The sequence below is a fragment of the Bradyrhizobium diazoefficiens genome (assembly GCF_016616885.1).
Lineage (GTDB): Bacteria > Pseudomonadota > Alphaproteobacteria > Rhizobiales > Xanthobacteraceae > Bradyrhizobium > Bradyrhizobium diazoefficiens_F.
On the sequence record NZ_CP067102.1, the window covers coordinates 1,807,597 to 1,830,861 of the forward strand.

11 protein-coding genes and 6 pseudogenes are annotated in these 23,265 nt (G+C 59.3%); 9 read left to right on the top strand and 8 right to left on the bottom strand.

Features of this window, described 5'->3' with window-relative positions:
- Positions 1–180: 180 nt before the first annotated feature.
- Positions 181–834, top strand: coding sequence for a GntR family transcriptional regulator (locus JJC00_RS08370; RefSeq protein WP_200472149.1), 654 nt, complete (start codon positions 181–183; stop codon positions 832–834).
- A 1,010-nt stretch (positions 835–1,844) separates the two neighbouring features.
- Positions 1,845–2,336, top strand: a complete 492-nt coding sequence (locus tag JJC00_RS08375; protein ID WP_200472150.1) for a zinc-binding dehydrogenase — start codon at positions 1,845–1,847, stop codon at positions 2,334–2,336.
- 444 nt (positions 2,337–2,780) lie between these two features.
- Here JJC00_RS08375 and JJC00_RS08380 read toward each other — a convergent pair whose 3' ends face one another.
- Positions 2,781–4,280, bottom strand: coding sequence for a CoA-acylating methylmalonate-semialdehyde dehydrogenase (locus JJC00_RS08380; protein ID WP_200472151.1), 1,500 nt, complete (start codon positions 4,278–4,280; stop codon positions 2,781–2,783).
- Positions 4,281–4,384: 104 nt separating this feature from the next.
- Between JJC00_RS08380 and JJC00_RS08385 the strand changes: the two genes are divergently transcribed.
- On the top strand, positions 4,385–5,272 hold the full coding sequence (locus JJC00_RS08385; protein WP_200474036.1) for a LysR family transcriptional regulator: 888 nt from the start codon (positions 4,385–4,387) through the stop codon (positions 5,270–5,272).
- Positions 5,273–5,395: 123 nt separating this feature from the next.
- Here the strand turns inward: JJC00_RS08385 and JJC00_RS08390 are convergent, their stop codons facing one another.
- Complete coding sequence (locus tag JJC00_RS08390) at positions 5,396–6,889, bottom strand: NAD-dependent succinate-semialdehyde dehydrogenase (protein ID WP_200472152.1); 1,494 nt, start codon at positions 6,887–6,889, stop codon at positions 5,396–5,398.
- A gap of 569 nt (positions 6,890–7,458) precedes the next feature.
- Positions 7,459–8,750, bottom strand: a pseudogene (locus JJC00_RS08395) (IS5 family transposase); the annotation flags it as partial.
- Between the two features lie 254 nt (positions 8,751–9,004).
- Between JJC00_RS08395 and JJC00_RS08400 the strand changes: the two are divergent.
- Positions 9,005–10,035, top strand: a pseudogene (locus JJC00_RS08400) (IS110 family transposase).
- A gap of 575 nt (positions 10,036–10,610) precedes the next feature.
- Here JJC00_RS08400 and JJC00_RS37965 read toward each other — a convergent pair.
- A pseudogene (locus tag JJC00_RS37965) lies at positions 10,611–10,888 on the bottom strand (hypothetical protein); the annotation flags it as partial.
- Between the two features lie 564 nt (positions 10,889–11,452).
- Between JJC00_RS37965 and JJC00_RS08405 the strand changes: the two are divergent.
- Positions 11,453–12,298: a CmcJ/NvfI family oxidoreductase gene (locus JJC00_RS08405; protein WP_246774138.1), complete on the top strand. Its 846-nt coding sequence runs from the start codon at positions 11,453–11,455 to the stop codon at positions 12,296–12,298.
- Positions 12,299–12,827: 529 nt separating this feature from the next.
- Here JJC00_RS08405 and JJC00_RS08410 read toward each other — a convergent pair.
- Positions 12,828–13,085 carry a transposase gene (locus tag JJC00_RS08410; RefSeq protein ID WP_200474038.1) on the bottom strand — a complete coding sequence of 86 codons (258 nt, stop codon included), beginning with the start codon at positions 13,083–13,085 and terminating at the stop codon, positions 12,828–12,830.
- A gap of 400 nt (positions 13,086–13,485) precedes the next feature.
- Between JJC00_RS08410 and JJC00_RS38725 the strand changes: the two are divergent.
- The 4 genes and pseudogenes from JJC00_RS38725 to JJC00_RS08430 form a co-directional block, all read left to right on the top strand.
- Positions 13,486–14,427, top strand: a pseudogene (locus tag JJC00_RS38725) (acyl-CoA dehydrogenase family protein); the annotation flags it as partial.
- Positions 14,428–14,664: 237 nt separating this feature from the next.
- Positions 14,665–15,122, top strand: a pseudogene (locus JJC00_RS08420) (acyl-CoA dehydrogenase family protein); the annotation flags it as partial.
- Between the two features lie 735 nt (positions 15,123–15,857).
- Positions 15,858–16,793, top strand: a pseudogene (locus tag JJC00_RS08425) (IS630 family transposase); the annotation flags it as partial.
- 24 nt (positions 16,794–16,817) lie between these two features.
- Positions 16,818–17,951: an IS5 family transposase gene (locus JJC00_RS08430; protein ID WP_433996519.1), complete on the top strand. Its 1,134-nt coding sequence runs from the start codon at positions 16,818–16,820 to the stop codon at positions 17,949–17,951.
- A gap of 137 nt (positions 17,952–18,088) precedes the next feature.
- On the opposite strand, the gene JJC00_RS08435 is transcribed toward JJC00_RS08430, so the two are convergent.
- The 3 genes from JJC00_RS08435 to JJC00_RS08445 form a co-directional block, all read right to left on the bottom strand.
- Positions 18,089–19,279: an acyl-CoA dehydrogenase family protein gene (locus tag JJC00_RS08435; protein ID WP_200472153.1), complete on the bottom strand. Its 1,191-nt coding sequence runs from the start codon at positions 19,277–19,279 to the stop codon at positions 18,089–18,091.
- A 24-nt stretch (positions 19,280–19,303) separates the two neighbouring features.
- Complete coding sequence (locus JJC00_RS08440; protein WP_200472154.1) at positions 19,304–20,506, bottom strand: acyl-CoA dehydrogenase family protein; 1,203 nt, start codon at positions 20,504–20,506, stop codon at positions 19,304–19,306.
- 109 nt (positions 20,507–20,615) lie between these two features.
- Positions 20,616–22,805, bottom strand: coding sequence for an acetate--CoA ligase family protein (locus JJC00_RS08445; protein ID WP_200472155.1), 2,190 nt, complete (start codon positions 22,803–22,805; stop codon positions 20,616–20,618).
- Positions 22,806–23,265: the final 460 nt, after the last annotated feature.

Here is a 23,265-nt window from a genome sequence, read left to right on the forward strand (position 1 = left end):
TTGCCTATGAGGAGCAGGCTTACCAACGGTTGCGCCAATCGAGACGGGAACGAACAGAAAATGAGAAAAGCAGGATCTCGAGACGCAGAGTCCTCTGCTTCGTCATTCACGCTCCCCATGCCCACCGAGATTGATTGGCTACACGTCGGGCGTGACAACTTGCACGCGAGGGCATATCTGATGCTTCGCAAAGCTCTGATGGCTGGTCGGTTCCGGCCGGGTCAGCGGCTTCTTTTGAAACCATTGGCCGAGGAACTTGGCGTTAGTGTCACCCCTGTGAGGGAGGCGCTTCTGCGGCTGGCTTCCGAGCGCGGCCTTGTTGCGCATCAGTCGCGCACGATGATGGTTCCAGTTTTGAGTGTGGCCCGGTTCAGGGAAATTCGCGACATTCGAATTGAGTTGGAAGGGCGCGCGGCAGAAGCTGCCGCGAACAACATCTCATCGAACGATATCTTAGCGTTGGAGAAGATGCATGAGCGACTGATGCTCGCAAGACGGCAGCGCGATGTGCAGACCGTGCTCTCAATCAACGAAGAGTTTCATTTCAGGATCTATAGATCGTCAGACTTGCCTGTGGTTTGCGGACTGATTGAAAGCCTGTGGGTTCAGATCGGTCCGCTTCTCACGCTTAATGATTTCAGTGCATCCGCAACCGCGAAGGATCATCCACACCGATCGATATTGGCGAGCCTGGCCGCAAGAGATGGTGCAGGCGCACGCCTTGCCTTGGCAAACGACATCATATGGGCAAGTAAATACCTTGAGAAGGCCGTCGTCAGGCTGAACCAGTCGGCTGAAGACAAGAACTCGATTACATCTGTCGGCGCGAACTGACGGCCAGCTCCATCAACTGAGCTGGTTTTCGAGGGCACTTTGGCCGCGACATGTCAAACAGGCGCGTCAAACTGATCGATCTCGATCCGGCTGCCGTGAAGCAGGAGCATTCGTGTGCCAAATCCAACGAGAGTTTGAGCGAGGTGCCGTTTGGTGCTTGGTACGTCGCGGCAGCAGCGTCTCAGATCTCTGGACTGGCTGAGGCGAGGTACGAACGGGCCAGCAGAACCCATTGCTCGTTACAAGAATCTCGACGCCGCGCTTGGTACTCACAAGGTTGCGCGAACAACTTAGTACGATGCGAAGGGGATTTGCGCCGGAATAGCGCGTGCCGCCGTCGAAAATCGGCGAAAGGAATTTTAGGCATCGTTACTATGAGGCCATGTGTTTTGCAATGAAGGCCCGCGATGTGGTGCTAGTCCCGCACCGCGTTGCCGAAGCTCGAACTCGCGCAGGCGGCGGGATTGGCGGTAAAGTTAATAGTGCGCAGTGGACCAACAAATATGCTTAGGCTGAGCTGCTAAGCGATCAAGCGTGTTCGAGCCGCATCTAGGTGCGCTCCCGCGCTTTTGAGATTTCGGATTGGCACCCATTTGCCTTGCTCGGGTGGTCCGAAGACTTGACTTGGTAAACCGAGGGATTGGTGTGTTTCTTCTGAACCGATCTGCTAGCGAAGGCAGAGAGCCCCGCTTGCACGGGCGGGTGAAGATCGCCGGACCCGATGGATGACCAACTTGAGACAAGGCATCAGGGCGGTGCCCACAAAGTTAATGAGACGTCGTAAGAAATCGATGCTGGACCTCGACGGACTAGTCGCCGGCGGGATGGCCACAGGAGGAGACGTTCGGCTGAAGGAGGCGGCGCTCCCGTGCCCGCGTTGGGGCAGGCGCTGACGCGCACCATCTATGTGTCGCTCGACCCACATCAATTGTACTACTCAGCGAGAGCGCACTGGGCCCACCGGCGCGCCCCGCCACGCGCGCACCGTCTCTCAGGTCATCGAGAGCCGGATGGACGGATTTGCGGTCGGCGACTTCGTATTCAACACAACGGCTGGACCGAATATGCGCTCATGGGCGAGGGGATGGGTCTGGCGCCCGGGCTACATGGTCCCGCGTAAGCTCGATCCGTCCGTCGGACGCATCTCGCAAGCCGTGGGCGTGCTTGGAATACTGGGGCTGACCCCCCACGCCCGGATGAACTTAATGGCCTCGCTACAGCCGACGGTGATGGTGTCGGCGGCTTCGGGCGGGGTCGGCCAGATCGCCGGGCAGTTCGCCAAACAGCGGGGCGCGCGGGTCATTGGGAGCGCTGGGCGTGATGCCAAATGCAAGCTTGTAACTGTTGAGCTGGGCTTTGATGCCTGCCTTTCCCATCTTTCGCCTAGTCTATCAGCCGATCTCACCGCGGTTTGCCAAGCCGGCATTGACGTCTATTTCGAGAATGCGGGCGGCAAAGTATTCGAGGCAGTGCTTCCGCTGTTCAATCAGGCGTGCGGATGACCATCTGCGGCCTCATCGCCCATTATGGTGATGAGGACGGGGCGTCGACAGACGCGCAGCGCTGATGAAGAGGGTAAACCAATCTTCAAGGCGCGGAACGTGAGGGTAGGGAATCTCTCCGTCAGCAGCACGAGGAGATGTTGGCCTATCTCGCGCCCCTGGTGAAGGCGAGTAAGGTCAAGTACCGCGAGGACATCCGCCAGGGATTGGAGACCATCCCGAGCGCTTTCGCCGAAATGCTACGCGGAGACAATTTCGGTAAGATGCTGGTGCAGGTGAGTCCCGATCCGACGCGTGGAGCCCGTGCGCCCCGAAAGTCACCACAAGGTCCATTCGGGACTGCAGCCTGATTTGGCGATCTCCGCTGCATTCGAGCGGTGCAGTGGCGACCGCTTGAAAATGCGCGCGGCCGCTGCCGCCAAGCCAATTGAGCACCCGAAAGGGTTATCCCATCGTCGGCATCACGAATTCAGCTCCGGCCCGAATACCCGTCGGCCATCTTGTCGTGATTGTCTTCGACTTGGTATAGAACCGAATGCCCTCCGGACCATGCATGTGGTGGTCGCCAAACAAGGATGCCTTCCAGCCGCCGAACGAGTGAAATGCCATCGGGACCGGAATTGGTACATTGACGCCGACCATACCGACCTGAATTTGATGGGCGAATTCCCGGGCCGCATCGCCGTCCCTGGTGAATATCGCGGTGCCGTTGCCAAATTCGTGCTGGTTGATCATATCGGCTGCATCGTCGTACGATCTCGCGCGAGCGACCGCTAGCACCGGACCGAAAATCTCCTCCCGATAAATCTTCATGTCCGTCGTGACACGGTCGAAAAGCGTTCCTCCGATGAAATAGCCATTTTCATAACCTTGACGCCTGAAGTCGCGCCCATCGACCACGAGCTCAGCGCCCTCGGCTACACCAGTGTCAATATAGGCGCGAACCTTGCCGAGGTGCTGCTCGGTCACCAAGGGGCCCATCTCGGCGTCGGGGTCGGTACCGGGCCCGATGTTCAACGCTCGCACCTTCGGGGCCAGTTTTTCGATTAGGCGTTGGGCAGTCGTCTCGCCGATCGGGACCGCAACTGAAATCGCCATGCAGCGCTCGCCGGCAGAGCCGTAGGCGGCGCCCATGAGCGCATTCACCGCCTGATCCATGTCAGCGTCCGGCATGACAATCATATGGTTCTTGGCGCCGCCAAGCGCCTGGCAACGCTTGCCGTACCGGGTCGCGGTCTCGTAAATGTAGCGCGCAATTGGCGTCGATCCGACGAAACTCATGGCTGCAACATCAGGGTGTGTGAGAAGCGCGTCAACTGCTTCTTTGTCGCCCTGCACAACGTTGAAGACGCCGCGGGGCAGGCCTGCTTCCTCGAGCCATTTCGCCAGGATGAGCGAAGCAGACGGATCGCGCTCAGATGGTTTGAGAATGAAAGTGTTGCCGCAGGCGAGGGCGACGGGGAACATCCACATCGGGACCATGGCCGGAAAGTTGAATGGCGTGATGCCGGCCACAACACCCAACGGCTGCCGCAGCGAATGGCTGTCAACGCGCGTACCGACGTTCTCCGTAATTTCACCCTTCAAGAGCTGCGGTGCGCCCGTGGCGAACTCCACCACTTCCATTCCGCGTTGGACCTCACCCTTGGCATCCGAAACCACCTTGCCGTGTTCGGCTGTGATGGCATGGGCGAGTTCGTCAGTCCGCTCTCCAAGAATGCGCAAGAAGCGATTGAGGATCCGTGCTCGCCGGAGCGGAGGCGTAGCGGCCCAAGCCGGGAAGGCGGCACGCGCGGCAGCTACAGCAGCTCTCACGTCGTCCGGCGAAGCCAAACCGAGCGTCCCGGATTGTTGGCCAGTTGCAGGATTGAACACGGGCGAAGTCCTGCCGCTCCTGCTTTGCACCACTTCGCCATTGATGAAGTTCAGAATAGTCGCGGACACGGCAGTGCTCCTCTGTAAAACGCTTGATCACATCTCATAATGAGAGCATGAAGTTGCGCCTCAACGACCGAATTCGCGGCTCTGTTGTGCAGAAAGTGTCGCCCATGAACTGGGAGAGAGTCCGCATCTTCCTGGAAGTTGCACGTGCAGGTCAGTTCCTGAAGGCGGCAAAGCATTTACGGCTGAACCATGCGACTGTTGCGCGTCAAGTCACGGCGTTGGAAAAGGGTCTCAAGGTTAAGCTGCTTGAGCGCCATACGTCCGGCTGTGCGTTGACAGCGGCAGGCGAAGCCCTTGTGGCAGCTGCGGAACGCGCCGAAAGCGAGTTTCTCAAGGTGGGCGGCAGCATCGGAGGCGCGGCTGAAGCGATCACCGGCACTGTGCGCGTCGGGGCGCCGGATGGACTTGGCAACTATTTTCTGGCTGATCAACTGGGGACGCTTGCCGCCAGACATCCTGAACTGGTGATCCAACTCGTGCCGCTTCCACGCACCTTTTCATTGTCGCGGCGAGAGGCTGATATCGCGATTACTCTGGACAGGCCGAAGCAGGGACGATTAGTTCTGTCGAAACTGACCGATTACACGCTCAGCGTCTATGCCGCCGAAAGTTATTTGTTGCGTGAAGGACAAATTGAAAGACAGTCTGAACTGACAGGTCGGCTCTTCGTCACGCATGTAGAGGACTTCGCGTACAGCCGGGCGCTCGATTACGCATCAGCACTCGGCAAGCTCATGTCGCGCCGATACGAATGCGGAAGTGTCGTTGCTCAAATGGAGGCCGTGCGAAGCGGCCATGGGATCGGAATTTTACACGACTATGCTGCCCGGCTTTATCCGGAGCTGCAGCGTTTGCTCCCTGATGTGCGGTTCGTACGAAGTTACTGGCTCACCTCTCATCCCGATACTCACGAAACACGACGGGTCCAGGAAGTTCATCGATTCATAGTCGCATCAGTGAAAGCGGTCAGAAACAGCTTCGAGTCGAACTGACCTGATCGTGCAAATATGGCAGCCGAGGCGCTGGCGGTCGTCTGCGGCTAGTCGACATAGCTTGATCGAGACAACAAAATTGGTGATCGCGAGGATCGCCGCTCGACCCGCAGGCCACTGGGATTAAAGTCCCGCCATCATCACGTATTTGATCTGTACATATTCTTCCATGCCGTGGTGGGAGCCTTCGCGTCCCAAACCGCTTTCCTTGACGCCGCCGAAAGGCGCGACTTCCGTCGTGATCAGGCCGGTGTTGGCGCCGACCATGCCCGATTCCAGCGCTTCCGCGACGCGCCAGACGCGGCCGAGATCGCGGGAATAGAAGTAGGAGGCGAGCCCGAACGGCGATGCGTTGCACATCGCGATCACGTCGGCCTCGTCCTTGAAGCGGATTATCGGCGCGAGCGGCCCAAAGGTCTCCTCCTGCGCGACCAGCGAGTCCGACGTGACGTCCGCGAGCACGGTCGGCTCGAAGAACGAGCGTCCCAGCACATGGCGCTTGCCTCCGGTCATGACCTTGGCGCCGCGCTTCACGGCGTCCGCGATATGCCGCTCGATCTTGTCGACTGCCTCCATGTTGATCAGCGGCCCCTGCACGACGCCGCTTTCCGTGCCGTCGCCGATCTTCATCGCCGCGACCTTCTTCGACAGCTTCTGCACGAATTCGTCGTAGATGCCCGCTTGGGCGTATAGGCGGTTCGCGCAGACGCAGGTCTGGCCCATGTTGCGGTACTTCGAGACGATTGCGCCTTCGACCGCGGCATCGATGTCCGCATCGTCGAACACCACGAAGGGCGCGTTACCACCTAGCTCCAGGCCGAGCTTCTTCACGCCGACAGCAGCCTGCCGGTAGAGGATCTTGCCAACCTCGGTCGAGCCAGTGAAGCCGACGAAGCGCACGGCGGGATGCTCGCACAGAACTTTGCCGATCGGCCGCGAATCCCCGGTGATCACGTTGAAGACACCTTTGGGTACGCCGGCCTTCTCGGCGAGGGCGACAAGCGCCAGTGCCGAAAGTGGTGTCTCACTGGCTGGCTTCAGCACAACGGTGCAGCCTGCGGCGAGCGCCGGCGAGACCTTGCGGGTGATCATTGAATTCGGGAAGTTCCACGGCGTAATGGCGCCGCAGACGCCAATCGGCTGCTTAATCGCAAGCAGCCTTGCATCCGGGCGCGGCGAGGGAATTGTCTCGCCATAGACGCGGCGAGCTTCCTCGGCGAAGAACTCGACATAGGCGCCGCCGATATCGATCTCGCCAAGCGCCTCGGTGAACGGCTTGCCCTGCTCGGAGGTGAGGATGAGTGCTAGGTCCTCGCGGTTGGCGACGATCAATTCGTACCATTTGCGTAAGGTGTTGGAGCGCTGCTTGGCCGTGAGCTTGGCCCAGGCCGCGAAGGCGCGCTCGGCGGCTTCCACGGCGCGCGTAGCATCGTCGGCTGAGAGCCGCGGCACCTTGGCGAGTTCCATGCCGGTCGCCGGATTGTTCACCGAATAGCTGGGTGAGCCGATCCAGGAGCCATCAATGTAGCAGGCCTCGCGCAGAAGCGACGGGTCCTTAAGACGGTCCCGCAGGGTGGACGAGCCTTGCAGAGCTCCTGCGGCGGCGGTCGGGGTCATTGCGTTGCTCCTGGGGGACCGTCGAATACGAGCGATCGCGTCTTTAGTGAAAAATGGCCGCGATAGATACCGCGCGGCCAGGTCAGGGAGGAGAAGCTTCGAAGGGCACTGAATAGGAGCGCAGTAAGTAGATGAAACTCGCTGGCAACTCCAATCTCGTACGAAACGTCGTCAATCGTGCGAGCCCACATCGCATACTCACTTCTTCGGGAGGATTGGCGGCGTTTGTCTTGATATCTTGCAGATTTTACGCGTCGCTAAGCTCGGCTGCAGCTGCTACCTTAAGCTTCTCTCAAAGATTGTTCAAACTTCGCTGTCGTTCATTGCGGTCATCGAACAAATCGCTCCGTGTACGTTTGCGTACCCGTTGCTAGCGTCGGCTCAGGATCTCAAAATCAAACACCTCGTCAACGAGTGGCAGACAAACATACGGCTCGGCGATTTGGCAGCGTAGCTGCGCGTCGCGACAGCTCGATATCATCACTGCTCGCGGGTTCCGCAGTCCTCCCGTGAAGAATGCGGGCGCGTTGATTGAAGTGATCTTTTGAGCGTGCGCAGTTTCCAGCGAAGGCCCGGATGATGGCACGCAAGAGTTCTGCGAGCCATCGCAGGAGCAGGCCAAGTTGTAGCCGACCGCGGCGAGAATAGCGTTGATGCCGTCCCCGACGGGGCCCTTGAGATAGTTGCGGTCCATGCGGTGCTCGGCCTTGGCTGATGACAGGCGCGACAGCCGCGCGACGCTTCATCTCGCTACGGATGGAAGCCGTGACGCGGCGGACCAGACCCGAGATCCAGGCCCTGAACCGGTGCGGGTGGTTGTGCCCGCGATACCCTTTATCGACGTGGATGCGGCGAACCTGCACGCCGGTGAGCTTCTCGATGTCGCCGATTACGGGGCCGAGCGTGTGCCGGTCGAAGGGATTGCCATGCAGGGCCTTGACATTGAGCAAGAACTGTCCGCCTTTCGGCGGCGTCACGGGGGTGGCGATGCTGACCTTGCAGCCGAACTCGTAGGGCGCGCGGGCTTTCCCTTTGCGGATGCACTCGACCTCCGGCGCATGTAACGCATAGACCTTGGGGCCGCGCTGATGCTAATCCTGGGTGCGCACCCGCTGCGCCAGATCAAGCAGCGGGCCGAAGCGAGCTTCCAGCGCCGCATCGCCATCAATCTTGCGGCGGATGTCGCGGATGATCCGGCCAAGCCGTGTCCGCAGGAACTTGAGCTGCCGCCGGGCGCGTTTGAAACTGGTGGGCGTGGGTATAGCGGCCGGTCATGATGGCGGCGCGCTTGGCCAGGCGCAGATAGCTCTGGCGCAGCGGCACACGGTTACGCTTGGCGAACCCGACCAGCTTGATGATTGCCCATGCAGCAGCCGCGTATCGGTCGGATGTGCAACCGCCTTGGGCTGCACCGTGGTATCGACGACCACCCGTTCCAGGTCCTTGGGACCGATGGCGCCGGTCTTGTGCGCCACTGAAAGACTTTCCTGGATCAGCGCGGCGAGCTGTTCCTCGCCGAGCCGCTGGCGCCAGCGCGTCGTCGACGATCGATCGAATGGCAGCCGGTGGCAAAAGCTCAACTCGCCCCAGAAGTATTGATAATAGGGGTTCTCGATCCAGCGGGCGCACAGCACCTCGTCCGAGAGATTGTGCACGTGCTTCAGAATGAACAGGCCGGCGACAAGCCGCGTCGGCAAACCAGGCTGCCCCGGACCGCCTTGGCACACCCAACCAAAGCGGTCATCCAGAAACTTCCAGTCGATCAGCGCCGCCAGTCGCACCAACGGGTGGCCCATGTCGATGATTTGATCGAGGGCCGGAAGCAGCAGGTCTTTCTGGGATCGTCCCGCGGTTTGCTCATCGCCTTCCCCAATACCGACGACCGCCGTCAGGGAATCACGAATCGCTCAAAAGCAAAACGCCAAAACGCAGGAAAGCGAGGTCCAACACTGCGCTTTCCCGCAAAATCAAATACGTTATCGAGACAACTTTTGCTTATTTCTCAGATTGATCCACATTCTTCACGGATGATGTAGTGGACGACGCCCGCTATCGGCATCGAGTGTGCCAAACGGGTGATCGTTGAACAACGAATCACCGGAGGGAGTCGTCCATATGCAGGTTAGCAGCATCGGCGTTGATCTCGCCAAGAACGTGTTCCAAGTGCACGGCGTGGATAGTTCGGGTAAGGTCGTCATCAGCCGTCAGTTGCGGCGCAAGCAGGTTATCGACTTCTTTAGCAAGATTCCTCCTTGCCTGGTCGGCATGGAAGCCTGCGGAACTGCTCATCACTGGGCGCGTGAAGTCTCCAAGCTTGGTCATACCGTGCGTCTGATGCCGCCGAGCTACGTGAAGGGCTATGTTAAGCGGTCGAAAAACGATGCTGCCGACGCAGCCGCCATCTGTGAGGCCGTGACACGCCCATCGATGCGGTTCGTGCCGATCAAGTCGGCCGATCAGCAAGCCTTGCTGATGTTGCATCGAACGAGGGATCTTTTAATCCGTCAGCGCACGCAGCTGATCAATGCGCTCCGAGCCCATCTTGCTGAGTTCGGCCTCGTTGCGGAGATGGGACGGGAAGGTCTCGCGCAGCTTGCCGCGATCATCACGGACGAGAGTAATCGCGAAGCTCTTCCGTCCGCGATGAAACAGGCGCTGCAGGCCATTCTCGATCAACTTGCTGCTCTGGAATTGCAGATCGGGGCTCTGGATCGGGCCATTCATGCCCATCACAGTGTCAATGATAAAGCTGCCGCCTCGAGACCGTGCCGGGAATAGGCGTGATCGGGGCTACGGCCATCGCTGCCACTGTTACAGACCCGAGTGTCTTCAAATCCGGTCGGGATTTGGCAGCATGGATCGGACTTGTGCCGCGGCAGCACTCGACGGGCGGCAAGGAGCGGCTCGGCGGCATCTCCAAGCAGGGAGATCGCTATCTCCGACGGTAGCTCGTCATCGGTGCAACGGCGGTTGTGCGACACGCGCGGCAGTATCCACACAAGCATCCCTGGGTCATGAAGCTGCTGGCCAAGAAGCCGGCCAAGCTCGTCGCCGTTGCCGTTGCCAACAAGATGGCGCGCATCGCTTGGGCGATCATGGCCAAAGGAGGACACTATCGAGCACCGGCGCTTGCTGCCGCCGCCTGAAGAGGCTTGGCAATGGGAGCGTGAGGCGACGGCGGCGCAAGACAAATCGAATTGCGAGGGTGATGATGGCGTGATGCGAAACGGTCGAGCCGTCGATTGGGATAACCGCTGTTGAGTCATGGGCGTCAAAGCCCGTACGAATGATTGGGACCCGATCCGCGGATTACATCAGGGCCAGCGGTCATGGTGCCGCGCAAACAGGCCGGACACATGACTTGCACCCGACCGCAAGCCGAACGTCAGATTCTTCTTGCAATGCGGGCGTCGTCCACACATGACTCCGTAAGGGTCAATTTCGATCTTTCTTCGATCTCTGCATTCGTCTCGGCGTAGGCGCAGCTGGTTTGTAGCACTCCTCCAACTTCTGCTGCGCTGACCATTTCCGTTTGTCGGGAACGGGTTCGTTTAGGCGGTCGGGAAGCGCCCGCTGCAGGCTAGGCCTTCGTGGGACAGCTCTTCCAATGGCAATTGACGCACTTTGGTACCAAGATAGTGGCAAGTGCAGCCCATATAGCGGAATGATCCCGTCCACGTCCCGAGAGGACGGATCGGCGCGCAAACGATAGAAAGTCAGATCAGAAGAGCGCTGCCTCTGACGTCTTGTTACACATGTCAGATTTCAGTAGCGATGGAGCGCTCGAAGAGTACGCCAGCATGGCACGCATGATCACGGCAAGCTTGCGCGCGACCGCAACCGCGGCTCGCTTGAACCCAATTCTCTGTTTGACTTTCAGGCCTCAGACAGGCAGCGTCCTGGCGCATCTGAGGATCACGGTCCTGCTTCATGCAACACTCCGCGCAGATGATTGTCGCCGCGCCGGGACATATGACCGTCATAATCGACTTCGCCCGACAAGAGAATTGCGCTATGCTGGCGAGATTGGCCTGTCGAAATTCCGTGCGATCAGGGAACACTGCACGGACTCGGTGAGTTTGTTAGCGTCGTGGTCCGTGATGCACAGCTTCACTATTCTTGTGTCAAGGGTCGTACCTAATTTACTAAGGCGCTGCCGCTCCGACCAGACACGACAGTGCGGCTTGGCAGACATCCGGTCTGCACGCGCGCATTTTGCATAGATCCGGACGGGCGTTCGGTCGACCTTCCGTATCTAAAGGGTGATCTGATCCAGTCCAACCTGATGCAGGCCGCCGTCCAGCCATCTCTTCGGTCGCATCGCGCTCGCTAATCGACGAAGACAATTCCGCACACAGGCCAACTCTCCAGTTTCGCTATTTCTATGATGGGTGAGTTCTAAAGATGATTGGATTGAGCGAAGAGTATCCAGAATAATCTTCCGCTTCCTTCCAGAATTGGTAGGCGACTCCTTTCCACTTTGCTGTATCCTCCACGGGCTGCGTGCAACTGAAGTTTCGCAAGTTGTGAGGCATCTTAGGAGCTCGAGAGAGAGTAGCAGTCATGAGAAATGCGAATGTCTCATCCGCAATGCAAGTAAACCAAGATTATTTGGAGTGCGTACAAGGTCAAGTCGTCTTTGCCAGACGAACATCCGACGAAAAAGGTCCCGAAGTTGTCCATCCGGGCTACCGCCTTCCGCTGCTCAGCTATGACATTACCGTTCGGAACGCGCGTCCGATCCTTGACGAACTGTCCCTTGAGCGGCAAGGGTTCGCTCTTATTCAGCACAAGATATCCTGTGCAAAAGAGAGTGATCCAGAGACTATATGCGACAGATATCTGGAAGAGATGGTTCCGTTCATTAAGAACTACTTCAATGCGTCGTGGGTCGTGCCCCGTCGACGAGCCGTCGCTTTTCGTTCTGCCGGCGGGGGTTCAATCCCCAAAATTTGGGAACCGAGTACAGTGGCTCATATTGACTACGCGCCAGTAGCCGGGCCTATGCTTGCCGCAGTCGAGAGCCAATCGCAGGGCATTCCGATTCGAGCGTATTCGCGATTGATGATCATCCAGGCTTGGCATGCCCTCTCGCCGCCTCCGCAGGACTTCCCGTTGGCATTCTGCGACAGCACCTCAGTTAGTGATAGCGATATTGTGGTGGTTCACTATACGTCTGACCTTGCCTCGCAGACGTATAAGGGCTGCCTCCTACACTTCAATCCGGCTCAGCGTTGGTACTACTTTCCGGAAATGACTGCGGACGAGCTAATCCTTTTTAAGGGCTATGATTCTGAAGAGCATTGCAATCCGAAGGTCGCGCACTCGTCCTTCGACAATCGCCGTGCGCACCCAAGCGCAAAGCCGCGTCAGAGCATAGAGGCTCGCTTCTTCGTGTACTACGCCTGAACGGCCGAGATTTCGTCTGCCGTTTCAGTCGCCGCTCGCTCGGTGCACGGCTGGGGCATCCGCCGATCATGCTGCTGCGATAGTAGCTGGGGAATAAAGGCGATTCGGAAATGCGAAACGACCGCGACCCACCACCCCGGCCGGCTCTTCCGTGAAGAACCCAAGCTTCAGTTGGGGAAGAGATCTGATGGAGACTAACTCGGATTAGTCGTCCGATCTTTAATCGCGGGCGCGGTGTCAACCCCATAGACAAAAATGATTCACTGTCGGGTTCATGATTCTTTCCGCGGTCGTCTCTATGCAGGAGCGCCGCATGGTGACGTTCAAGAGGCGCGGTATCTCGATGTGAAGAGCGGTGCGCGTAACGCCTGCAGGGACGACTTCGAGATTGCCAACGCCTTCGTTCCAGCAGGGACGCATGTTCCGGCGAGGGCGCATCTGGATTTATTTTAGACCGGTTCATGCAGTGCGCATCTATGCCTTGAACTCGATGCCATCGGTCCAGATGGCATGGAGGATGACAGCCATTTTACGCGCGACCGCAACCTTCGCCCTTTTTGGCGCCGATGCGTTTTGCCAGCTTGCTGCCCCAGCGCTTGAGCGCAGAACCTCGTCTGACAACGGTCAGCAGGACGTTCGCGGCCTCGAACAGATAAGTTCGAACCTGGTGGTCGCCGCGTTTGGAGATGCGGCCAGTGCGATCGATCTCACTGGATTGATGACGTCTTGGTGTTAGGTCGAGATAGGCGCCAACGTCGGTGGAAAGTCTAAAGCGAGTGGGGGTGATCGATGGAAACGACGAAGGGCAGGGTGGTCTTGGGACCGATGCTAGGAACGGTCATCATTCGCCGAACAGCCTGGTCGCCCACCGATCATATTTTTTCGATTCGCTCGATCAAACAGAACAGGCAAGGAGCAGCGGTGCGAAAATATCTCGCAAGTGCGGTGCTTCAGCGAGCATGGCGTCGACTTTGCGAGCCAGTTAGAGCTGCTCCCTTTCGCTATTCCGCGTAGACAGATCCTATCCAACCTCGTTTCTTCGAGAAGGCCGTCAGCCACGATTACGGCATGTGAAGAACCACCAACGCCTTGATTTGGAATCGGAAAGAACCACGAACGTGCATTAGGAGTTGCCGGAAATTGTGTTGCGAAGGAGGATAGAACGAAGCAGCTTACGCGGCCATTGAGGAAGAGCCGCTGTGCAGCACTACATCTTTTAAGGAGGAGCTACAGGTGCATCCGGCACCGAAGCCGCTCGCCTTCGGCGTCTCAATGGTCGGCCCTGTTATCTACACTTTCGGTAACGAGGCGCAGAAGAGCTATTTACTGCCGCGGTCCATGATTGGTCGTGCCAGGGTTTTTCAGAACCGGGCTCGGGCTCCGACCTTGCATCGCTGAAGACCAAGGCCGAGCGAAAAGGCGACAAATACAACGGCCAGAAGACCTGGACTACGCTGGCCCATACGCCGATATGATCTTCTGCCTCTGCCGCACCGATCTGACCACGAAGAAACAGGCCGGCATCACCCTTATCCTGACCGATATGAAGAGCAAGGGCGTCACAGTGCGCCCAATCCAGATCATCGACTGCGACCATGAGGTGAGCTAGGTGTTCTTCGATGAAGTCGAGGTGCCATGGAAAATCTCGTCGGCGATGAGAATAAGGGCTAGGACTATGCAAAAGTCCTACTCGGTAACGAGCCGCACCGGCATGGTGCGTGTCGGCATCTCCAAGGAGCGCATCCGCCATATCGGTGGGATAGCCTCGAACTTCGAATCCTGCGTCGGCCATGATTGAGGGTCTGAGGGTCTCGGATTCCCCCAGAAGCTCCCCGCCTGTGAGATCGAACTGAAGACGCTGGAGCTCACGCACCTGGGGTCGTGGCGGATGAAGGCAAGTAGGGCAGGGCAAGCCAAATCCCGCCTATTCGGCGTTCAAAATCAAGGCGGCCGAGATCCATCAGACGACGACGGATCTCGTGATGGATGTGATTGGGCCCTTCGTAGCGCCCTATGACGAGTATCCGGATTCTGAATTGGACAGCGCAAATAGCGCCAACTACTTCAATAGCCGCAGGCTCTCGATTTGCGGGGGATCGAATGAATTACAGCACAATATTATACCAAAGCAGTGCGATGCCTGTGACTCTCCTCGGGAGGCGAGGTCAAGAGGTTCAATCAAGTTTTGTCGTGTGGAGGTGGAGGAAACGGATTTTGAGTTGTCGGACGAACAGCGCCTCCTCAAGGAAAGCGTAGATGGGCTGTTGACCAATGCTTATGATTTCGAGCGGCGGAAGGAGTACATGAAGAACAAGTGCGGCTGGAGCAGAGCAATCTGGCGGCGCCTTGCCGAGCAGGGCCTCCTCGCGTCGCCGCTAATCGAGCGCGTGGTCGATGAGGCTCGCGCCCCGCTCTGCGCGGAGGCGGTCGGACTGATGGATGAATCGCCGAAATCACCGTCGAGTATCTGAAGACTCGCAAGCAGTTCAGCCTGCCGATCGGATCCTTCCGGAGTCTACAGCACCGCGCCGCCGATATGTTTGTGGCGCTCGAACGACCGCGCTCGATGTCGATGTTCGCAACGATGGCCACCAGGTTCGGCGATGCCGCCGAGCGGACGAAAGCAGTATCGGCGGCAAAAGTGCAGATCGGCAGGAGCGGCAAATTCATTGGTCAGCAATCGATTCAGCTGCACGGCGGCATCGGCGTGACAATGGAGCCCAAGATCGGTTACTATTTCAAGAGGCCGACCACCATCGATAACACACTTGGCGATGCTGATTGTCACCTCCGCCGCGTCAGTGAAGGCGGCGCGTTGGTGTAGTTGCGAGGGATGCCACACGATCATTCTCGCCTGGCCTTTTCCGCCCCGCTAAAGCTTCGTTCGGTTGAGAGCCGAAAAATCCGGCGAAGCGTTGGCGAATATGGGTGGCCCATTAAAGTCTATCGCAAAAAGAAAGGGCGAGTGGTCCATACAGCCGTTGCTGCCTAGTCGAGAGCGACAAGTGAAAATGACTAAAGGGATCGTGCTCTAGCTCGCGACTTGGCGCATCAGGGCATTGTGGTATATATCCCGGAGCCGGGCTGGGTGCAGAGCGACATGGGCGCGAAGCAGACGAAAGTGCGGTAGGCATCAAGCGCCATATGAGCGAGATCGGATTGGAAGGCGGCGGGATTTTCCAGCAGTTCTGGTGAGACCAAATCCCTTGGTGACCTCCGAGAAACGTGCCGGCGTGATGACGTTCGCAGAGTTGTCGAGACGTCGACCGAATGGCAAGAACGTTGCCAGAGACCCAGCGTCTGGCGACGAACACCTACGTATACTCGAAAATAGCTCATCATAGTCGGGCGCCAATGTCGACCGCTTACCCAGCTAAACCGCGTCTGGAAATGTCGCGGTCGTGCACTAGTGGTTCAACGTGATTTTGACGTTTTGATACCGAGTCATTCGAGGATCGGCAAGCTTTCGAGCGGCACGAGGATTTCGATGCTCGGTGAAGCGCGCCCGATTTTTGACTCATCATTGGATTCATCCCAGCCTCCGACAAGGAGGCAAAGCATGAATGTACGTTATCGGGTCGAATTGAGCCAAGCCGAGCACGATGAACTGACGGCGATGCTCGGCGGCGGCAAGCACGCCGCCCGCAAGCTGAAGCGGGAGCAGATATTGCTGGCGGCCTATGGGGCCGCTGCGACGCGGAGATTGTCCGAACCGTCCGGGTCAGCCTTTCCACCGTCGGCCGGACCAAGCGCCGCTTCGTGGAAGGCAATCTGGAGCGGGCCTTGAGCGAGGGGCCGCGTCCGGGCGCGGAGCGCAAGCTGACCGGCAAGGAGAAGGCCCTGCTGGTGGCGACCGCGTGCGCCAAGCCGCCCGCCGGCCGCAAACGCCGTTGGCCGACACGACGGTCAAGCTCACTGATCACGAGAGCTTGTCGGGCGAAACCGTGCGTCGCCCGCGGGCCGATAACGACCTCAAGCCATGGCGCAGGGACATGTGGTGCATTCCCCATGTCGATGACAAATATGTCGCTCGCATGGAAGATGTGCTCGATCTCTATGCTGAAGCGCCTGACCCTGAGCGGCCCCTGTCTGCTTCGACGAGACCCCTGTCCAGCTCATCGGTGAGATGCGCCAGCCGGTCCCGGCGCAACCGGGACGACGCGACCGCTACGATTACGAGTATCGTCGCAGCGGCACCGCCAATCTCTTCGTCACCTTCGATCCATATCGGGGTTGGCGCAGCGTCAAGGTTACCGACCGCCGCGCCGCCGTGGACTATGCCCACTGCATGCGTGAACTTGTCGACGCCCACTATCCCGGCGCCACCTGCATCCGTGTCGTGCAGGACAATTTGTCAATCCACAAGCCTTGGGCGCTGTATGAGGCCTTTGCGCCCGCCGAGGCCCGACGTATCCTGCGCCGCCTCGAATTCCACTTCAGCCCGAAGCACGCCTGTTGGCTCAACATGGTCGAGTGTGAAAAAGTCGTATTGCGAGTTGGTTGGAGTGTGATTCCGTGCATGCATGTGATTCCTTTGGGCTGGGGAGCGCGATGCGCGGGGCGATCAGAAGGCATATTCAGTTACGTGCGGTTGGAGCAGCGCGTTCCGGCGGATCACCCACTGCGTGCGATCCGCGACCTGGTTGACGCGGCGCTGAGGATCTGTCGCGCGACTTTGGCAGGCTGTACACCCGCCATGACTGGCCATCCATTCCGCCGGAGCGGCTGTTGCGGGCGCTGCTGCTGCAAGGCGTTCTATACAGTGCGCTCGGAACGGCAGCTGATGGAGCAGCTCGATTACAATCTGTTGTTCCGCTGGTTCGTCGGTTTGTCGATTGACGATCCGGTGTGGGATGCGACCGTGTTCTGCAAGAACCGGGATCGGCTGCTCGACGGCGACATCGCGGCCAAGTTCTTTGCTACCGTGCTGAACCTGCCGCAGGTGCGTGGGCTCTTGTCCAGTGAGCACTTTTCGGTCGATGGCACGCTGATCGAGGCATGGGCCAGCATCAAGAGCTTCGTGCCAAAGGATGGCGACGATCCACCATCTGGCAAGCGATCGGGCCGCAGTCAGGGGCGCAATGCCGAGCGCGACTTCCATGGCGAGAAGCGCAAGAACGACACGCATTCCTCGACTACCGACCCTGACGCCCGCTTGTTCCGAAAGGGCGCGGGCAAGGAGGCCAAGCTCTGCCACATGGGGCATCTGATGATGGAGAACCGCAACGGGCTGATCGTCGACGCGCGCCTCACGGAGGCCAACGGTACGGCGGAGCGAACGACCGCCCTCGACATGATCGAGGACAACGCCAGGCCGGGCAGCACCGTGGGCACCGACAAGAACTATCGTATCAGCATGACCAAGCGCAAGCGAATCGAAGAACCATTCGGGTGGATCAAGACGGTCGGCGGTCTGCGCAAGCCCGGCATCGTGGCTGCGGCCTGGTCGAGTGGTTCTTCGTGCTCACCGCCGCCGCCTACAATCTCGTTCGCATTCCGAAGATGCTGCCAGCAACGTGACGAATCTGTCTGGAGCGCCAAACATGAGACAAAACCACAGCGAAACCTGCGCGTGCGGCGCCGTTTACCGCGCATCGATTGGCTCATCGTCACCACGCACATCAGGAAAATCGCCCTTCGCACCCATTTTTAGTTTGAACGCGAAGTGCCAACGGTTATCAGTACTTTCTACCCACAGATCGCGAAAGCATCCCAGTGGTGATTTGGGCCCCTGCGCGAACTCCCGAGAATTTCAGGTCTGCGATCATTGCTCCACCTCTTGCCGCGCGTTCAGTCGGTGGTACGGACGTAAGGAGTGCCAGGCGGAGTCGCTTCTTGGCCGATGAGTCCTCCGAGCGCGGCGAGCCGCTGCATGTGGTGGTCTGCATCGCCGAGCAACTTGTCCAGCATGGTCGCGCGCTTGAAATAGTGGCCGACGCTGTACTCCATCGTCATGCCGATGCCGCCATGCAGCTGGATCGACTGCTGTCCGATCAGCTTGGCCGACTGGCCGATCTGGGCCTTGGCCGCCGAGATCGCCCGTTCGCGCTCGGCCGCGCCGTCTTCGCTCACCATCATCGTGGCGTACATCGCCATGGAGCGCGACTGCTCCAGTTCGATCAACATGTCGACCGCCCGGTGCTGCAGCACCTGGAATGAGCCTATCGTCGTGCCAAACTGCTTGCGCGTCTTCAGATACTCAAGGGTGGTGGCTTGCATTACCGCGAAGCAGCCGACCGCTTCGGCGCACAGCGCTGCGATCGCCTCGTCTGCAACCCGCGTGATGATCGGGAAGGCACCCGCCGGATCGCCGATGACATCGGCTGCCTGGACGCGCACATTGTCGAGTGTGAACTCGGCCGCGCGCAGACCGTCCTGTGTTGGATAGCCGCGGCGGGCAACACCGGGCGCACTACTGTGAACCAGGAATAGGCCGATCCCATCCTTCTCCCGCGTATCCCCGGCCGTCCGCGCCGATACGATGATCCTATCGGCCGCCTCGCCGTGGAGGACGAGCCCCTTGATGCCGTTCAAAACCCACTCGTCCCCGTCCTTCTTCGCCTGCGTTTGAACGTCGAAGAGATCGTAGCGCGACTGTGGTTCGGCATAGGCAAAGGCGAGCTTCATGCGGCCTTCCGCAATTGCCGGGATCATCTCGGCCTTTTGCGTTTCGCTCGCTCCTTGCCGCAGGATGCCGCCGGCGAGCACCACGGTCGCGAAATAGGGTTCGAGGATCAGCGCCTTGCCGAAGGCCTCCATGACGATCATTGTCTCAATCGCGCCACCGCCCAAGCCGCCATGCGCCTCGGAAAACGGCAATGCCAGAAGCCCGAGTTCAGCATAGCGCGCCCACATCGCCTCGCTATAGCCGACCTTTTCAGCCTGATACTTACAGCGATCGTTGAAGCTGTAGTTGTCGAGCATCACTCGCTCGACGCTATCCTTGAGGAGTTGCTGCTCCTCGGAATAATCAAAGTCCACTGCTGAAACTCTCCTGAATGGGCCTCACAGGCCTAGGATCACCTTGGCGATGATGTTCTTCTGGATCTCGTCGGAGCCTCCGTAGATCGGCACTTTGCGCACGTTGAAATAAGCGGGCGCAATGGGTGCGGCCCAATCGGGCCCGATCGGCAATTCCTTGCGCTCGATCTCCTCGTCCGACTGATACGGCAACGCGTAGGGGCCGACCACGTCCAGCAGAAGCTCCGCAATCGCCTGCTGGATTTCCGAGCCCTTGATCTTCAGAATCGAGCCCGCCGGGTCCGCCGTTCCCTTCTGCCGTTTCGATCTGTTGGAAACAACCCGAAGCTGCGTCATCTCCAGCGCCTTCAGCTGGACCTCGATGCTAGCCACCCGCTTGCGGAAATCCGCCTGGTCGATCAGCCGCTCGCCTCCAACCCGCGTGCGCGCAGCAAGCTCCTTGATGCGGCCCATCCGCAACTTGGAAATACCCACGTAGGTGATGTTGTAGCGTTCGTTGCCCAGGAGGAACTTGGCGTAGTCCCAGCCGCGGTTCTCTTCACCCACGAGGTTCTCGGCCGGAACGCGGACGTCCTGGAAGAACACTTCGCAAACCTCATAGCCGCCGTCGATCAGCTCGATCGGACGCACCGTTACGCCAGGAGACTTCAGATCGATCAGCATAAAGGAGATGCCCTGCTGCTTCTTCTTCGCTGTCGGATCTGTGCGCACCAGGCAAAAGATCCAGTCGGCATACTGTGCGCCCGTGGTCCAGGTCTTCTGCCCGTTGACAATATAGTGGTCGCCATCTCGCACCGCCCTCGTGCTGAGCGCGGCGAGGTCGGATCCGGCTCCAGGCTCGGAGAAGCCTTGTGCCCACCAGTCCTCGAGCGTGGCGATTCGCGGCAAGAATCGCTTCTTCAGCGCCTCACTGCCGAAGGTGTAGATGACGGGACCGCCCAGGTCGTAGCCGCTGCCGGCCGGTTCGGGCGCCGGCGTCTGGCTGATCTCCTCAGCGAAGATGTACTGCTTTACCGGGCTCCAGCCCGTGCCGCCATATTCGACCGGCCAGTGCGGCACGCTCCAGCCCTTCTCGGCGAGGATCTTTGTCCAACGCAGCTTGTCGTTCTTGCTGGGCTGTCTGCCTGCGATGAGCTTCTCCCGGATGTCGGCAGCCACTGCGGAGCGGAGAAAAGCCCTGACCTCGTCTCTGAAGGCGAGTTCATCTTCGGTAAAGCTCAGATCCATCGTTTTGCTTCCTTCGGTGCAAATAAGTGCGCCAAGGCCAACAACACCCACCAGAGAAGATTGCCCCCTCGCAATGCCTCTTAGCGTGTGTGGCCTCGACGAGTGTTCGTCAAACTTTCTGCGGCGTTTTCCTGGTGATGAGGCAGTCGACCGCGGTCAGTCCGGCACCACCGGCGGCAAGGATGATGGGATTGACGTCGATCTCTCCGATCTCGTCGGCAAGATCGCTGCAGAGCGTGCTGAACTTGACGATGCAATCGGCAAAGGCCTCCAGGTCCGGCTTTGCCCCGCCCCGCGCGCCCCGCAGAACGCTCGCGCCGCGCAGTCGCCCAAGCTCCGCCTTGACTTCGGCCGCATCGAAGGGCGGCATCAGCGCACGCACGTCCTTCAGCGCCTCCACCCAGATGCCGCCTAGGCCGAAGACGATCACCGGCCCGAATTGCGGGTCGAACGTCGCGCCCAGCATCATTCCGACGCCGGGTGTGGCCATCTCCTGCACCAGCGCGCCGGCGATGTTCGCTTCGGGACATCGCGATCGCACCGAGCCCACGATCTGTTCGAACGTTGCGGCAGCCTGCTCGGACGAGGAGATGTTCAGCGCGACGCCGCCGACATCGGTCTTGTGCACTATGTCCGCTGACTCGACCTTCATCGCCACAGGAAAGCCGAGATCCTCAGCGACGCGCGCCGCCTGCTTCGCATCCGTCGCCAGCGCTTCGCGAGTGACGGGGATGCCATAGAGCGCAAGCAAGCGCTTGCCCTCCCGCAGCACGTCGCCCTTGGCCTCGCGCAGGATGCGCACCGCCTCCGCATAGCAGGCGCTGCGCTGGCCGCGGTGCGCGGACAGGCGATTGCCGGGTTTGCGCGTGCGCTGGAACTCGGCATATCCGATCAGTGCGGAGAGCGCCTTCAGTCCCGGGCCCACACCTTGCAGGAAGGGCATGCCATCGAATTCGGCTCGAGGCTCAAGCATTGGGTTTTGTGGGTCGCGCTCGGGGTAAAATTGACCGCCCGCAAAGCTCATCACCGGGAAGACCACCTCCGGCGCCGCATGAGCGGCGCGCTTCAATGCTTGGCCAGTGATCGTGCCCATATCAATGGACGAAGCGAAGTCGTTGCCCCAAACGACCACGTCATAAGCACCAGAAGTGGCGAGCAATTGCAGGGATTCGTCGGTGATGCGCTCATCGTGGAAGCTCTGCCCAGTGAGATCGACCGGATTGCTGACGCTGCCGTACTCGGGCACTATGGCATCGAGCCGCGTCTTCACCGCCGGAGGCAGGGGTGAGAATTCTATGCCACAAGGCTCGGCAAGGTCGGACAGCAGATTGACTGCGGCACCGGACGAGGACACAAAGGCGACGCGCCGACCGCGAGGCCGCTTGGTAGTCGACAGTGCTGCCGCGGTCTCGATGAGCTCATCGGGCGTGTCGACCCGAACTACGCCCAGCTTCTTCAGCACGGCGTCGATTGCCACGTCCGAGCCCGCCACAGAGCCAGTATGAGCCAAAGCACCGTTGCGCGCAGCTTCGGAGCGGCCGATCTTGATCATGACGATCGGCTTGTTTTTGTCCGCCGCGCGCTCGCAGGCCTTGATAAATTCTAGAGGACGCTTGATCTGTTCGCAGTAGCAAGCGATCACGCGCGTGTGCTGGTCGTCAGCGAGGTAGTCAATGAAATCCGCCGCATCCAAGCAGGCTTCATTGCCGGTCGTGATGAGTTTCCCAATTCCGATCCCCCGGGCCGCTAGCGGCATGAGGAGCCCGGTAGAAAGCATGCCGCTTTGCAGCACAAGACTGACCCCGCCCGCCTTTAGGCTCGAAGGTTGGCATGCCATTGCCAATGCGATCAGACCGTTGGCAGCGCTCATCAACCCAACGCAGTTCGGGCCGACAATGGGGACGCCCGACCGTTCGGACCATTGCACGAGCCGGTGCTGCCTCGCGACGCCTTCGCCGCCCACTTCGGCAAAGTCACTCGAGATGATTTCGATCGCTCTGACCTGGGCGGCTTCGCAATCGTCGAGCACGGCCTGAATGCCGTCACTACGGATGCCGATCACGGCAAGGCCGACCGGAAAGGGGACGGCCGTCAGGCTCGGAAAGCAAGGCGTGCCCTCAATCTGCTCGTAACGCGGGTTCACGGTCGCGAGCTTGCCCGAGAAGCCCCATTTCTTAAGGTTCTTGAGGATGCTCGTGACATAGCCTCCCTTAGGGGAAGCTCCCACAATCGCGACGGACTCCGCTCGGAAAAGGCGGTCGATCGCGTGGACCGATCGCAAATTGGAATGTGCGGTCATACTTGGTTTTTCCTTGGGTTACTTACTGAGCTTAGACAGCAAGCTGGCTTTTCGGCATTGGATCTTGCGCGATTGTTGCCATCCGGACCCACGCGAATCTGCGGGATCGCTCAGGCGCCCGCGCCACACCGCTGGCTTGCTTGACCGGTGTCTCTGGAAGTACGTTTCAGTACTCTTTAGCGTTGACAAGATCACCTGCTCGAACAGGTGGACAGCACGAAAAATACCGCCTGCCGTCGACAAAATCCCGTAAATCGCGGCGGGATAAGAGAAATCCTGCAAAGGCGAAGCAAACAGCGGTAGTTTCGACTAGGGTCTGTTGGAATTCATCGGGAGTTTATCACGGCAGCGGCCAGATGGATCATGGAGACGAAGCTTGATCGGTCTTGTCGGCGCGCATGGCGATGCGTTTGAACTCTTTGAGCTTCTCGAAGAAGTTCGAGATCAGATGCCACCATTT

Coding starts and splice junctions, on each gene's coding strand:
- JJC00_RS08370 (WP_200472149.1), top strand. CDS start 181: ATGCTTCGCAAAGCTCTGATGGCTGGTCGGTTCCGGCCGGGTCAGCGG.
- JJC00_RS08375 (WP_200472150.1), top strand. CDS start 1,845: ATGGACGGATTTGCGGTCGGCGACTTCGTATTCAACACAACGGCTGGA.
- JJC00_RS08385 (WP_200474036.1), top strand. CDS start 4,385: ATGAACTGGGAGAGAGTCCGCATCTTCCTGGAAGTTGCACGTGCAGGT.
- JJC00_RS08390 (WP_200472152.1), bottom strand. CDS start 6,889: ATGACCCCGACCGCCGCCGCAGGAGCTCTGCAAGGCTCGTCCACCCTG.
- JJC00_RS08405 (WP_246774138.1), top strand. CDS start 11,453: ATGAGAAATGCGAATGTCTCATCCGCAATGCAAGTAAACCAAGATTAT.
- JJC00_RS08430 (WP_433996519.1), top strand. CDS start 16,818: ATGCATGTGATTCCTTTGGGCTGGGGAGCGCGATGCGCGGGGCGATCA.
- JJC00_RS08440 (WP_200472154.1), bottom strand. CDS start 20,506: ATGGATCTGAGCTTTACCGAAGATGAACTCGCCTTCAGAGACGAGGTC.
- JJC00_RS08445 (WP_200472155.1), bottom strand. CDS start 22,805: ATGACCGCACATTCCAATTTGCGATCGGTCCACGCGATCGACCGCCTT.